This is a genomic window from Ruegeria sp. YS9 (assembly GCF_024628725.1).
Classification (GTDB): domain Bacteria; phylum Pseudomonadota; class Alphaproteobacteria; order Rhodobacterales; family Rhodobacteraceae; genus Ruegeria; species Ruegeria atlantica_C.
The window spans coordinates 551,706-565,292 of the sequence record NZ_CP102409.1 but is presented as its reverse complement, the minus strand read 5'-3'; the positions used below and the strand labels follow the sequence as shown (position 1 = coordinate 565,292).

At 58.4% G+C, this 13,587-nt stretch carries 12 protein-coding genes; 7 read left to right on the top strand and 5 right to left on the bottom strand.

Annotation, left to right across the window (positions count from 1 at the left end):
• Positions 1 to 20 precede the first annotated feature (20 nt).
• From pcaD to NOR97_RS02975, 6 genes are all read left to right on the top strand, one after another.
• The gene (gene pcaD / locus NOR97_RS03000) at positions 21 to 809 is read left to right on the top strand and encodes a 3-oxoadipate enol-lactonase (protein ID WP_257600170.1); all 789 of its coding nucleotides are present in this window, start codon (positions 21 to 23) and stop codon (positions 807 to 809) included.
• Between the two features lie 12 nt (positions 810 to 821).
• Complete coding sequence (locus tag NOR97_RS02995; RefSeq protein ID WP_257600169.1) at positions 822 to 1,535, top strand: alpha/beta fold hydrolase; 714 nt, start codon at positions 822 to 824, stop codon at positions 1,533 to 1,535.
• Positions 1,536 to 1,635: 100 nt separating this feature from the next.
• The gene (locus NOR97_RS02990; RefSeq protein ID WP_257600168.1) at positions 1,636 to 2,835 is read left to right on the top strand and encodes a TCR/Tet family MFS transporter; all 1,200 of its coding nucleotides are present in this window, start codon (positions 1,636 to 1,638) and stop codon (positions 2,833 to 2,835) included.
• 82 nt (positions 2,836 to 2,917) lie between these two features.
• Positions 2,918 to 4,012: a Zn-dependent alcohol dehydrogenase gene (locus NOR97_RS02985; RefSeq protein WP_257600167.1), complete on the top strand. Its 1,095-nt coding sequence runs from the start codon at positions 2,918 to 2,920 to the stop codon at positions 4,010 to 4,012.
• A gap of 19 nt (positions 4,013 to 4,031) precedes the next feature.
• Positions 4,032 to 5,264 carry a mandelate racemase/muconate lactonizing enzyme family protein gene (locus NOR97_RS02980; RefSeq protein ID WP_170344896.1) on the top strand — a complete coding sequence of 411 codons (1,233 nt, stop codon included), beginning with the start codon at positions 4,032 to 4,034 and terminating at the stop codon, positions 5,262 to 5,264.
• A 112-nt stretch (positions 5,265 to 5,376) separates the two neighbouring features.
• Positions 5,377 to 5,664 (top strand): helix-turn-helix transcriptional regulator, encoded by a 288-nt coding sequence (locus tag NOR97_RS02975; protein ID WP_171205760.1) that lies wholly within the window; start codon positions 5,377 to 5,379, stop codon positions 5,662 to 5,664.
• A gap of 3 nt (positions 5,665 to 5,667) precedes the next feature.
• Here NOR97_RS02975 and NOR97_RS02970 read toward each other — a convergent pair whose 3' ends face one another.
• Positions 5,668 to 8,664 carry a cyclic nucleotide-binding domain-containing protein gene (locus NOR97_RS02970; protein ID WP_257600823.1) on the bottom strand — a complete coding sequence of 999 codons (2,997 nt, stop codon included), beginning with the start codon at positions 8,662 to 8,664 and terminating at the stop codon, positions 5,668 to 5,670.
• Between the two features lie 244 nt (positions 8,665 to 8,908).
• On the opposite strand from NOR97_RS02970, the gene NOR97_RS02965 reads away from it, so the two are divergent.
• A complete protein-coding gene (locus tag NOR97_RS02965) occupies positions 8,909 to 9,271 on the top strand; it encodes a DUF3307 domain-containing protein (RefSeq protein ID WP_374041614.1) in 363 nt (120 codons plus the stop codon).
• On the opposite strand, the gene NOR97_RS02960 is transcribed toward NOR97_RS02965, so the two are convergent.
• Genes NOR97_RS02960 through NOR97_RS02945 form a run of 4 tightly spaced genes read right to left on the bottom strand, consistent with a single transcriptional unit; the run spans position 9,226 to position 13,585 of the window.
• Positions 9,226 to 10,008: a hypothetical protein gene (locus NOR97_RS02960; protein ID WP_257600166.1), complete on the bottom strand. Its 783-nt coding sequence runs from the start codon at positions 10,006 to 10,008 to the stop codon at positions 9,226 to 9,228. The genes NOR97_RS02965 and NOR97_RS02960 overlap by 46 nt on opposite strands.
• Positions 10,009 to 10,064: 56 nt before the next feature.
• Positions 10,065 to 11,369 (bottom strand): FAD-binding oxidoreductase, encoded by a 1,305-nt coding sequence (locus NOR97_RS02955; RefSeq protein WP_170344893.1) that lies wholly within the window; start codon positions 11,367 to 11,369, stop codon positions 10,065 to 10,067.
• Positions 11,366 to 12,040 carry a TetR/AcrR family transcriptional regulator gene (locus NOR97_RS02950; RefSeq protein ID WP_170344892.1) on the bottom strand — a complete coding sequence of 225 codons (675 nt, stop codon included), beginning with the start codon at positions 12,038 to 12,040 and terminating at the stop codon, positions 11,366 to 11,368. The genes NOR97_RS02955 and NOR97_RS02950 overlap by 4 nt, the downstream gene beginning before the upstream one ends.
• Positions 12,041 to 13,585, bottom strand: coding sequence for a trimethylamine methyltransferase family protein (locus NOR97_RS02945; protein ID WP_257600165.1), 1,545 nt, complete (start codon positions 13,583 to 13,585; stop codon positions 12,041 to 12,043).
• Between the last annotated feature and the right edge of the window lie 2 nt (positions 13,586 to 13,587).

The window sequence follows — 13,587 nt, the reverse complement described above, 5'->3', positions numbered from 1 at the left end:
TGACGACAAGGACCTTTGTCATGATGATCGCTGATCTGGGCGACGTGAAACTGAACTATCGCATCGACGGCCCCCCGGACGGTGCACCCATTGTGTTTGCCAATTCCCTGGGAACCGACCTGCATCTTTGGGACTCGGTGCTGCCATACATTCCCGACGGGCTGCGCATCATCCGATATGACAAGCGCGGGCACGGGCAATCCTCGGTGCCCCATGCACCCTATTCGATGGGCGTTTTGGTGCGGGATGCAGAGGCGCTTCTGGATCATCTTCAGGTTCGCGATTGCGTCTTTGTCGGCCTCTCGATTGGCGGGATGATCGCACAAGGGCTGGCGGTCAAACGCATGGACCAGATACGTGCGCTGGTGCTGTCGAATACCGCTGCCAAGATCGCCACGCCTTCGATCTGGCAAGAGCGCATTCAGGCGGTGCGAGAGGGCGGGATCGAAGCTCTGGCCGATGCCACGATGGAGCGCTGGTTCTCGCGCGAATTCCGCCGCGCGCAAAACCACCTGCCTTGGCGCGATATGATGGTCAGCCAACCAGTCGAAGGGTATCTGGGCTGCTGTGCCGCCATTGCCGGTACCGATTTTTATGCGCCCACAAGCGGCCTGCGCCTGCCCACGCTTGGGATTGCGGGCAGCGAAGACGGATCGACCCCACCCGATCTGGTGCGGGAAACGATTGATCTGGTTCCCGGATCCCGGTTCCAGCTGATGCGCCGCGCAGGGCATTTGCCTTGTGTTGAGAAACCCGCGGAATACGCAGAAATCCTGACCGGATTTCTGACCGAAATCGGACATGGCTGAAGGAGAATGACAATGGCATCCTTCCTGTTGGTCCACGGCTCCTGCCACGGTGCCTGGTGCTGGCGCGACCTGATCCCCGCCTTGGAAGCCCTGGGCCATACCGCCCGCGCCATCGACATGCCCAGCCATGGTGCAGATCCCACACCGGTGGCCGACGTCACGCTGGACAGTTGCCGCGATGCCATTTTGAACGCCTGTACACCCGATACGATTGTCGTCGGCCATTCCTGGGCCGGCTTTCCGATCAGCGCCGCGGCCGAGGCCCGCCCGGATGCAATGCGTGCCTTGATTTACCTGTGTGCCTATGTCCCTCGGGATGGTCTTTCGATGGCGGAAATGCGCAGGCGCGGGCCACGGCAAACCATTGCGCACGCAGTGGAAAAATCTGCGGACGGGCTTTCCTACACCGTATCCGTGGATGCCATCCCACAGCTGTTTTATCACGATTGCCCGGACGACATCCTGCCATACGCATACGCGCGCTTGTGTCCGCAAGCCATCCATCCACAAGAAACACCGCTGCCGGTTGGTCCGCGCTTTGCCAAAGTCCCCAAGGCCTATATCCGAACAACCGATGACCGCACGATTCCAACCGAGTACCAGGCAGACATGAGTGCCTGCGTTCCCGAAGATCTTCGGCGCGCAATCGACAGCTCACATTCACCTTTTTTTTCACATCCGCAGGAATTGGCCAAGCTTTTGACCGAACTGGCAAACGAACTTTAGCAACCTGTCGCGACGACATGGGGCATGAGGGCGAACTCTCTCTTCCCTCATTCGTCGGGCGCGCCTAGGGTGCCGCACACAACTCATTTGTTCTGGTCCCATGCGTCTGCCGTTTTTCTTCATCCTCAGCATCGTCATGATCGATGCCATGGGCATTGGCCTTGTGATGCCGATCATGCCGCAACTGATTGTCGAGGTTCAGGGCGGCACCCTGGCCAATGCCGCAATCTGGGGCGGAGTGCTGAGTACTGCGTTTGCGGCAATGCAATTCATCTTCGGACCCATTCTGGGAAACCTGTCCGATGCTTACGGACGCAGAACGGTATTGCTGGTGTCCCTGTTCGTCATGGCGCTGGACTACATGGTCATGGCCGTGGCGGGCAGCATCTGGCTTTTGCTGGTCGGACGCATCATTGGAGGCATCACGGCGGCCACCCATTCTACAGCGGCGGCTTTCATGGCGGATGTGTCCGACCCAAAAGACAAGGCCGCAAATTTCGGCCTTCTGGGTGCCGCTTTTGGCGTGGGGTTCGTCCTGGGTCCGGTGATCGGCGGATTGCTTGGCGAATTTGGAACCCGGGCGCCGTTCTGGGCTGCGGCAGGGTTGGCGGCGCTGACCTTTTGCATCGGGTATTTCGTGATGCCCGAAACAGTGACCACCGAGAATCGGCGTGAATTCAACCTGCGGCGTGCAAATCCGGTGAACTCGCTTCGCGCCATTGCAGCATTGCCGGGAATCCGGCCGATGCTGTGGGTCTATTTCCTGTATTCGGTTTCAATCTACGTCTATCCCGCCATCTGGTCTTACTTCACAACCGAGCGCTTCGGTTGGTCCGCGCAGATGATCGGCCTGTCGCTTGGTGTCTATGGTATCGGCATGGCCGTCGTGCAAGGCGGCCTGATCCGCCCGGCCATCCGGCTTTTAGGCGAGCGGGGTACAATCATCTACGGCATGGTTTTCGAAATCATAAGCTTCGCCATTCTGGCCTTTCTGACCAACGGCCTGATCGCACTGCTTCTCATCCCAATCACCGCCATTGGGGCGGTCATCACGCCCGCTCTTCAGGCCATGATGTCAAGGGCCACTCCAGATTCGCAGCAAGGCGAATTGCAAGGTGTCCTGACTGCGTTGCATGCGCTTTCCATGGTGATCTCACCGTTGGTGATGACCAGCGTATTCGCGCAGTTCATTCGACCCGACACCCCGCTCTACCTGCCCGGCGCCCCTTTTCTGTTGGCACTCTTGTTGATGCTGGCAGGATTTCTTCTGTTTAGACGGTCCCGGCCTGTCGTAGCGTAACAACGACACGCAAATGGCGGTTTCTGCCTTGCGAGCCGCCTTTTCCCGCGCCACCGTGAACCCAACGGGAATGAGGGAAAACATGCAAAAAATCAAAGCCGCAGTCTGCCGGGCATTTGGCGAACCACTGGTGATCGAAGACGTTCATCTGGCCCCCCCCGGCTCGGGCGAGGTCGAGGTGACACTGGATGCCGTGGCCATCTGCCATTCGGACATTTCCTATGCCGACGGCGCATGGGGAGGGTTCCTGCCAGCCGTTTACGGGCACGAAGCCGCAGGCGTGATCAGCGCGGTCGGAGAGGCGGCCGGGGACTTCAAGGTCGGCGACCCAGTGGTGGTGACCCTGATCCGCGCCTGCGGGTCTTGCCCTGCCTGCGCAGGCGGGCAACCGACTATTTGCGAAACACCCTACGATACTGTCAAAGGTCCGTTGAAAACAGGCGATGGCGGCCCGCTCGAACAGGCGATGGCATGCGGGGCCTTTGCCGAAAAGGTCGTGGTAAGCCACCGCCAGATCGTCAAAATCCCGGATGACCTGCCCAAGGAACTGGCCAGCCTGCTGTCCTGCGGTGTAATTACTGGAGTCGGCGCTGCGGTGAATGCGGCGGGCGTGCGCCCCGGTCAGGACGTGGTGGTCATTGGGGCGGGTGGTGTCGGCCTGAACGCAATTCAAGGCGCGCGGATTGCAGGCGCGCGGCGGATCGTGGCCGTGGACATGACCGAAGAAAAGCTTGAGATCGCCAAGGAGTTCGGCGCAACCCACGGCGTCCTCGCCAGCTTGGATCAACCATGGAAAGCCGCATACAGGGCGCTGGGGGGACGCGGCGCCGATGCCGTTCTGATCACTGTCGGCGCGATTCCCGCCTATGATCAGGCCCCGCGCTATCTTGGGCGCGGCGGCAAGGCGATCATGATCGGGATGCCACATTCCGGTGACATGGCCAGCTATGAACCCGTTGTATTGGCAGCCCTGGGTCAGGGCGTTGTCGGGTCGAAAATGGGCGACGTTGTCATTCAGCGCGACATACCCTGGATGGTGGACCTGTTTAAGCAGGGACGGCTGAAACTGGATGAGCTGATCTCGGGCCGCTGGTCACTGGATCAGATCAACGAGGCCATCGCCGACACAAAAACCGGATCGGCCAAGCGAAATGTGATCCTGTTCGACAGGACCTGACCCACCGAAAGGATTTGGGATGAAACTTCGGGATCTCGACGTCATCGTCACCGCCCCGCCCGCCCCGGGCTGGGGCGGGCGCTACTGGATACTTGTCAAAGTGACGACCGATACTGGCATCACGGGCTGGGGTGAGTGTTATGCCTCGTCCGTGGGGCCCGAGGCGATGCGTCATGTCATTCAGGACGTGTTCGACCGGCATATGCTGGGCGAGAACCCCGAAAACATCGAGCTCATGTTCCGTCGCGCCTATTCCAGCGGCTTTACGCAGCGCCCGGACCTGACGGTGATGGGCGCATTCTCGGGGTTGGAAATCGCCTGCTGGGACATTCTGGGCAAAGATCGGGACAGACCGGTCCATGCGCTGCTGGGTGGCAGGATGAATGACCGGATCCGGGCCTATACTTACCTGTATCCCCTGCCCCGGCACAACCTGAACGATTTCTGGACCTCTGCCGAACAGGCCGGTGAAACGGCGGCCGAAATGGTAAAACGTGGCTACACCGCCGTGAAATTCGACCCGGCCGGCCCCTATACGATCCGCGGCGGGCACATGCCCGCGATGAGCGACATTTCCATGTCCGTCGCCTTCTGCAAGGCGATCCGCGAGGCCGTGGGCGACAGGGCCGATCTGCTGTTCGGCACCCATGGCCAGTTCAACACGGCCGGGGCAATTCGGCTGGGACAGGCGTTGGAACCATATCAGCCCCTTTGGTTCGAGGAACCTACACCGCCTGACAATATCGAAGATATGGCCCGCGTCGCCCGCAATGTACGCATTCCGGTTGCCACCGGAGAACGGATGACCACAAAGGCCGAATTCGGAGCCGTCCTGCGCGCTGGAGCCGCCGAGATTCTGCAACCGGCGCTGGGACGTGCAGGCGGAATCTGGGAGATGAAGAAAGTCGCAGCCATGGCCGAGGTCTTCAACGCTCAGATGGCACCGCATCTGTATGCCGGTCCGGTCGAATGGGCCGCCAACATCCATCTGGCCGCTTCCATTCCCAACTTGCTGCTTCTGGAAACCATCGAAACACCGTTCCACGATCAACTGATCAAGGGCTCGATCCGGATCGAGAATGGGTTCGTCGCCGCCCCGGATGCTCCGGGCCTTGGGATCGATGTCGATGAAGACCTGGCCCGCGCGCACCCATATGACGGCGACGGGTTGCATCTGCAAATGCAGGAGGACCCATGTAATTACGTTGAAGGCAATGCTTTTCAGGGGGGTGCTCCGGCAACCGAGGGGTGACAATACCAGTCGCCTTGATGCATATTGCCATCACAAATCGCGATATGACGGTCAGAAAGTGGCACTTAACGAAACCGAAGCTCAGGCACGCCCAACGGACGCTCTGCCGGACATGAAAGACAATGCTGCACGCGCGGCTGCATTTCTCAAAACACTGGCGCATGAGGGGCGCCTGATGATCTTGTGCCATCTTGGCGGAGGTGAAAAATCCGTCGGCCAGCTTGAGGAGCTGCTTCAGTTGCGGCAGGCCGCAGTCAGCCAGATGCTGGCGCGCCTGCGCGAGGAAGAGTTGGTCTCGACGCGTCGGGAAGGCAAAACGATCTATTATTCATTGCGCGACGGAGCCACGGAAAAAGTGATCCGTCTGCTTTACGATTTGTTCTGCGGCACGGACTGCTGATCGCTAATTGGACACATAACCGGCGATAACCTGCAACAGCTTGAATGCGGTCGCTGCATCGTTTTCCACAACGGCAAGGAATTCTTCTTCACCGATCCGCAAACAGGAAAGCGGCGTTTCCGCCACCATGCTCAGCGCACGTGGTTCTTTTCTGATCAGGCCCAGCTCTCCGACCAATGCGCCGGGCCCGACTTTGGTGATCAGTTGGTCAGGCCCCTGTTCTTGTGGCAGGTACAGACCTGCTTCGCCCTCCAGCACCACATAGGCACCGTCGGTGGGCTGGTCATCTTTCAAGAACACCACCTGCCCCGGCTCGGCATCAAACCAGCGCGCGCCAAAGGCCAGCAGGCGCAGCTGACGCCGATCCAGACCCGAAAACAAGGGGGTTTGCTCCAAGGCGCGTAGTTTCCGCGTCAAGTCCGCCGATGCCGCACTGTCTTCCTCCACCTCCACAGGCCCTCCGTCCGAGACCACACGACCTTGCCGGATTTCAACATACATGTCGAATGCACCGGGGTTTTCGAACTGATCATTCAGATAGACAACAGTGGTGTCCGGCAGCAGTTCACGGAGCCGTTTATAGACCGCCACCTGCGTTTTCATGTCGTAGCTGGCCAGCGCATTTTCCAGAATCAGGATGTCAGGTTTCTTGATCGTCGCACGGGTAAAGGCCAAGGGCTCGGCAAATACCGCCGGAAGATTCTGACCGCCCAAAGCAACCTGGACATCATATATCAACTCTGTGACCAATGGGCGCGCGCCGTTTTCAGCCAACACATCGACAATCAGCTTGCGGGCTTCGTCTGAACGGGAACCGCCAATCTGGCTGACTTTTCCGAATAGCGCATTTTCCATGACCGTCAGTCCGGGCGCAAAGACATTTGGATCCAATGGAACGAAGACGTCTTGCAAACGCTCCATCAGTTTCTCGGAATGGCTGTGCCGCAGTTCGAGGATGCGATCCTTGAGTTCATCGGTGAACGCAGGTCCGATCTGTTCGGCAGAGATCACAAATGGCACCGCCAACATGTTTGCAAGCTGCTCGTCATCCAGCCCGTCCGAACCATCTTTGCGAGTCTGGTCCACCAGATCCACGGCAATTTCATAGGTTTTTGCATCAAGACCAAGTTTTTGAAACAGCGGGTGGTCCGTTCCATCGATCCCGAAGATCTGGCGCAGCATTTCGATCACGTCGCGAGTCAACGCGATCAGTGTCTCGTCCAGCCCCAATTCGCGTAACTGTCCCAGAAAAACCTTCTGTTGCGCAAGCAAAGCTTGTGTCACGGGAACACGTGGCGTTGCGAAAAGCAGGTTTTCAGCCACGGGCAGGGCCGCGTTATACGCGTTCCGGTCAAAGACAAGCGCCTGTTGTTCCAGCCCGGCATCACGAACAGCCTGCTGAACGACCGGGCGCAGCTCGATCAGTTTCTTTGCCAGTTCACAATGCTCGGCCGCATCGAAACTCTGTTCGGCGCCCCGTTGGAACAGCGCTGCGCCAAACCCCATTCCGTCAATCAGCTGCAACCACCAGGCACGCAGTTCCGCGGCGTCCTGAAAGCCGGCCAAAGTTGGGTCCAGCCATTCCGCTCTGAACGGATCGGCACTGTTTCCCGCCCTCAGGGTTTCGAGAAAGTCCGGATCGTCCGGCGGGTCAGTCAGCGGTTTGAACCGCATCGGCATCATCACGTTGTCGCCCAGCGTACCCTGAAACATGACAGGGCGTGATGTGACATACCCGATACGCGCGGCGACAACCGCCTGATGCAGCTCGGCCAGTTTCAGGTCCCCGATCCGCACCTGGCCAGCACTGGGGCGTATTTCCCGTGTCAGCAATTCGCCGATGGCGCGTCGATCTTCCTCGCTGGGGGCGGCGATCCCGATTGTCTTTCCGGCAGGAAAGCTGAGGTCCAGATCATCGAGCACCTGATTGCCATCCATGTCACGCACCGAAACGTGGTCCAGCACGATGTTGCCGTTCAGGTGCGGCCACTCGGCAGGTTCACCTTCAAACAAGGCTTCATCGAGCATTCCGGCCGGAGCAAACCGGTCAATGACCACATCCCAACGCAGCGACATGTCCTGGGTCTGGTTGTAATAGGTCAGCAGCTCTTTCCATGGTGAGCTGAGATCCTTGTACGCGGCCAATGCGGCAACCAGCGCCCCCAGCGAAACCGAACCCTGAAGCACCAACAGACCGCCAACCAGATAGAACATGAACGGTGTAAGTTGCGAGATGAAGTTGTTCAGGAACTTCATGAAGAACTTCTTTTGATAGATCTGGAAACGGATGCCGAACAGACGGCCCAATTGCTCCGAGACCATCGACCGGCGATAACGCCAGCCGCCATTGGTCCGCAGGGTGGACGCGCCCACCGCGTTCTCGCCGATCTGCGCCGCCAGAACGCGAACCTCCTGAATGCGTTTTTTGTTCAGCAGGTTGATCTGGCGTTGCAGCTTGGGGATCAACCAGGCCTGCAAGGGTATCAGCGCCACGGCGGCCAGCCCGAACCAGACGCTTTGCAGGAACAGGAAGGAAAGTATGGTGATCATTTGGCCGGCCTGAAGAACCGGCTGGCTGATCGCGTCGCCCATCAGGCCGCCCATCGGCTCGCTTTCGGCGGTGATCATTGACACCATTTCACCCTGGCTGACACGCTCGAAATAGGGTTGAGGAAAGCGCAGCGCCCGGCTGATCAACTGATAGCGAAAGCGCCGCAGCATCCGTTCGCTCAGCACGCCTTTCATGGTGTTGATGCGCATTTTCATCAGGCCGTGGCACAGCACAGCCGCCAGAAAGGCAAAGCACAGAACAATCAGAAAATTGGTCTGCGACATGGAATAGCCCCAGACCGTTACCTCAGTGGTGGACGACCCGATCGCGTCATTGATTATTCGTTTTGGCAGCTCAAGTGTGAGGTACAGCAAAGGAAACAACGTCGCCGTCACGGCCAGCAGGATCAGCTGTTCGCGTTTGGAGTATTTCCAGATAAAGCGGAAAATCGTGCGTTCTATGGAACCTGCCCCTGCTGCTGACCGACGACGCGGATTGAACGTAATGCATGCAATTTCAACAGCATGAATCAAATACCATCCAGACAGGATAAGCAAATTTTTCCCTTTTGGAAAATTTCTTGACCGTATGTGAACTAGTTCATTTACGCGCGCCCGTTTTATTGCCTAATGTTGGCTTGAGAACGATATCGGGAGGGTTCTTTTGACTGCCAGTATTGGCGCAGTGTTTCTTATGCTTTGTCTTTTGCTGATCAAGCATATGTTCGCTGACTATTACCTCCAGACACCGAAGATGCTTTCCGGCCGGGGTGAGTATTTTCATTTGGGACGCGCGCAACATGCCGCTGTGCATGTTGTGGGTTCTGTCGTCGTTTTTTTGGTGTTCGGCGCGCCGCTGCTTTTTATTCTGATCGTCGCGGCGCTGGAATGGTTCATCCATTTCAATATCGATTTCGTCAAGGCCAGCTATTCAGACAAAAAGCGGCTTGAGCCAACGCAACCCGCGTTTTGGCGCGCCGCCGGTTTGGATCAGTTGATGCACAACCTGACTTATGTTGCGATGGTTTGGGCCTGGGTTACCTTCGCCGCCGCCTGACCGTGCCAGGCCGCGTTTTCCGATACGGCTAGCTGATAGGCCCTTAGCCACATCCGATCCAACACATCAATCTCATCAGGATCGAACCTGTGTTCAACTTCCCAATACCGGCCCGAAGCAACATAGTATCCAAGTTCATCTTCAGTTTGCCGCACATTATGCATGGCAGTTACATCGGGAAGCGGTACGGTCGTCAGGTCAGATATGTTGACGGACGGAAATACAAGCCGGCTTGGCGCGCTGGACAACCGCACGGTTCTGCACCCCTGTGCGGCTGCGTAAAGCCCCAGACGGGCGGATTTCGCTTCAAGCGAACGCAGTGTCACGTCCTCTCGCAAAGGGTCCGCTGTGCCGTTTCCGTAAAAATGTGTTCGCCCCGATCCTGAATACATCATGTCGCAGCCGGAAAAAGCCAGAACATCCGGCTTCAGGGCTGACAAAGCCCAATAGCCTGCCGTGAAAGCCATCGTTCCGCCGGCATAGACGAACCCACCATAGTCATTCTGTCTTGGGACGTATTCGTCGGCAGTGACTATGTGTTGAGTACCAAGAACTTTATCAGGGCGGCGCTCTGCCGGGAAGTCTTCGGGATGGATCAGGTAATCCCAGTCTTCTCGGATGCGCCATGCGTTGTTGATGGCGACGATATGTGTGAAAGGCGCGCGCGACCATGCCCGCGCCGCCAGCGCCGATGGGGCGCTGCCAAGGATCAATACGGTGGTCTTTGGGTCGGTCATAGTGAGGCCACGCTTGTTGACAGCCCCACATGACATAGACCTTTTGCGAAACGCGGCTAGCCCAGAACCGAGAAACTGCTTTCCTCATTGATCGGGCGTTTGCGTGAGTAGAAACCCACGTCGATTGCCCGCTTGATGTATGGCAATTCGAACTGCAAAGGGTTCGCGTCGTGATCGGCGCCGTTTTCACAGTAATCGATCAGTGCCGCCATCATCTTGCCCGCAATCGGCGCATTCTTGTACTGGTTTCCGCTGGAACCACAGGCCATGTAGAACCCCGGCAGGCTGGATTTGTCATAGATCGGAATCCAGTCGGTAGACGCATCATACAGGTCAACCACGCCCCGCGTTTTTGAAGGAATGCCAAGGCTGGGCACACGCTGCGCGTACCGCATGGCCTGTGTGGTCCATTGGTCGGTGAATTCCCGATTGTAGTTCACATCGTCCTCGCACCACTGATGCGGATCACATTCCGGGTCTTCCGATCCGACAAGGATGTGATTGCCGTGTTCCGGGCGGCAATAGCAGGCGATGTCACTGTCCGAAACGATGGTTCCGTCGTGTTCAAAATCGAACCCTTCGGGGGCGGGAACATGCACGACCTCCTGCCGCAAGGGCCGGGTTTTGATGGTCATATCGTCCAGAACGCCGGCCATCTTGTTGATGATCGACGAACCAGGTCCCGCAACATTGACAACGACCTTGGCGTGGATTTCCTCGCCCGAAGCCAGCTTGACGCCGGAAACGCGCCCGCCCTCGGTCAGGATCTCCGTGACTTCAGCGCCGGTACGCACCTCGGCCCCGTGCAGCTTCGCAGCATCCATCAGGTTCTGCGCCGACAGGGCCGGGTCGGTGACATAGCCCGCCTGAGGCCAGTATACCCCGCCCGTCATTTTGCGCCCGTTGGGCTGGCCGAATTCCGGATCGTCCATGCGCCGCGCCGGGGCAAAGCTGTCCAGCGAATAGACCGGCAAACGGTCCAGCACTTTTTCACCTGACCATTCCTCGAACGGGCAATCCAGCTCGGACGAATTGCGCATGTGCTTCTCCAGCATCCCGTTCGCCTCGGTCTTCATGACCAGACAGCCGGTTTCGCGGAACTGCGCAAGGTTGGCGTCTTGCGGCAAGCCAAGATACTCGGCCCAGTCGCGCCAGTAGTGGTAGCCTTCCCAGGCAAACGCGGTTCCATCGAATGTGGAATAATGCATCCGGATAATTGCGCAGGACCCCGCGGTAGAACCGTGCCCGACCTGAGAATTCCGGTCCAATGACAGGGTTTTCCAACCTGCCTTGGACATCTCGAACGCAATGGCCGCGCCGATCACGCCAGTACCGATGATGATTGCGTCTGGTTGGCTCATGTCTGGTTTCCTTTCCAAAAGCGCAGAGAATACGCGCTGAATTCTTCAACTTCTTCAGGCTTCGGCTCGACACCTGTGAAGGCGTAAAGGTAATGCGGCACCATCGACAGCCGCATCTCGATAGGTTCGTTCAATTGCGCCAGATCATAACCGATCTGCATGTAATACAGCACGCGTGCCCGGGTTTCGGCTTCGATCTCGGAATAGCCGTAGCGGGCGAACATGGCGTGCAGGGCTTCCAGCCTGCGGGCGTCCGACTGGTCCAGCATACGCCGCACCTTGCCTGATTTTCGCGCCCAGTCACGTACGGCAAAATCCAGCGCAGTATCGAACAAATCGGTGTTCACCACGCACCGATGAACGTTGCAGACGGCCGCTGTGATCGTCTTGGCCGGAGCTTCGGCCTGCGCGATCAAAGCGGCTGTGTTGGTGGCCTGCCAGCGGGCCAGCAGCGCATCCAGCAACTCTTGTCGGGATTTGAAGTACCAATAGAACGACGACCGCGATACTGCCATCCGTTCGGCCAGGTTCAGAACCTTGATCTGATCCACCCCGTCCGAAATCAGCACATCCATCGCCACGTTCAGCCAGTCGTCACGCGTGACCTTGATGTTGCCGATCAAGGGCTCGGCCTCGGGGTCATCGCGATGAAGGATCGGTTTCGGGCTCATTCAACTCTCCGGCGGTGCCCCGCCATCGGCGGTACGACGGGCAATGAAGTCATGTAAATCACCTATCCGATCATTGTCGACAGCGGGCGCCTGAAAGTCATTCAGAATGCCCTTCCAAACGTCCGTTGCCCGATGGTTTGCGTCCACCGACCCGCGCTCGGCCCATGTGCCGAAATTGGCGTAGTCATGGACATGCGGTTGATAGAATTCAGTGTTGTAGCGCTCCATCGTCTGGCTTGATGCAAAGAAATGGCCACTGGGTTCAACCTCACTCAATGCAGATTCAAACCCAATCTCGGACGGCCCCGCCTGCGCACCTGCGCACAGTTCGGCGACCATGTTCAGCACTTCCGCATCGCAGACCAGCTTTTCGAAGGAAACCGTCAACCCTCCTTCCAACCAGCCTGCGGAGTGGATGATCACCGTTGCCCCGGCCATCAGGCATCCCCAAAGGCCAAACTGGTTCTCGTTCGCGGCCTGCACGTCGTTGATGTTTGACGCCGATCCGGCAGCCGAACGCCAGGGCAAACCAAGATGCCGCGCCAGTTGACCGGCAGCCAGCGATGCCTGAAAGTGCGACGGCGTCCCAAAGGCGGGCGCGCCGGACTTCATGTCAACATTACTGGTGAACGTGCCATAGCAGACCGGAGCACCAGGATTGGCAAGTTGGGTCAAAGTCAGCGCGGCAAGGGCCTCGGCATGAGACAAGGTGATCGCCCCGGCCACGGTGATCGGTGCCATCGCGCCCATCAGGGTAAAGGGTGTGATGATCGACATCTGACCGTGGCGGGCAAAGTCGATCAGACCTTGCGCCATGGGAATATCCAACGTGCGCGGGCTGTTGGTGTTGATGATGGTGTAGCAGTGGGCATGGCCCCGGAACGCATCATCCGAAAGACCGCGGGCCGTGGTCAGCATCTCAAAGCAGTCCATCACCTGCGGGGTTCCACGCGAAAAGAAGAACGGAAACTTGTCTGTCAGTTCCATCTGCGCCCGAGTCGTGAAGTAATGACGCAGATGGGTCGGCACATCCTGCGGCTCGACCTGTGGCGAGATCATCTGGAACACGTCGAAATGATGGGTGAGCTTGAGGAACTCCAGATAATCCTGACCCGTCGCCGGGCGCCGACCGCGTTCAAGATCGGTGGCATTCGGGGCGCCGGCTCCGGGCTGGAATACCAAAGAGCCCAATTCCAGCGTGAAATCGCGACGCCGGGCACCGGCGCGACAGCCGATGGATTTGGGCGCTGACGCGACTGCGGCTTCAACCATCTCGCGCCCGAAAAAAACCATCTCACTGTCTTCATCCACCCGCGCGCCACCCTGTTTGAACAGTTTCCGCGCCTCGGGAAGCAGGGTCTTTACCCCCAACTCTTCCAGAGTCCGCAACGCGGTGTCATGCATGTCCGCGATTTGGTCGGCCGGGAACACTTCCATCAATGGAAAAGGATTCCTGAGCTGGCGATAGTTCACATCGCGACCGGGCTGCGGGGCGGCTTCAGCCCCCCGCCCCCGCCGTCGGCGTCCGCGCTCCGCAGCAGTCATGA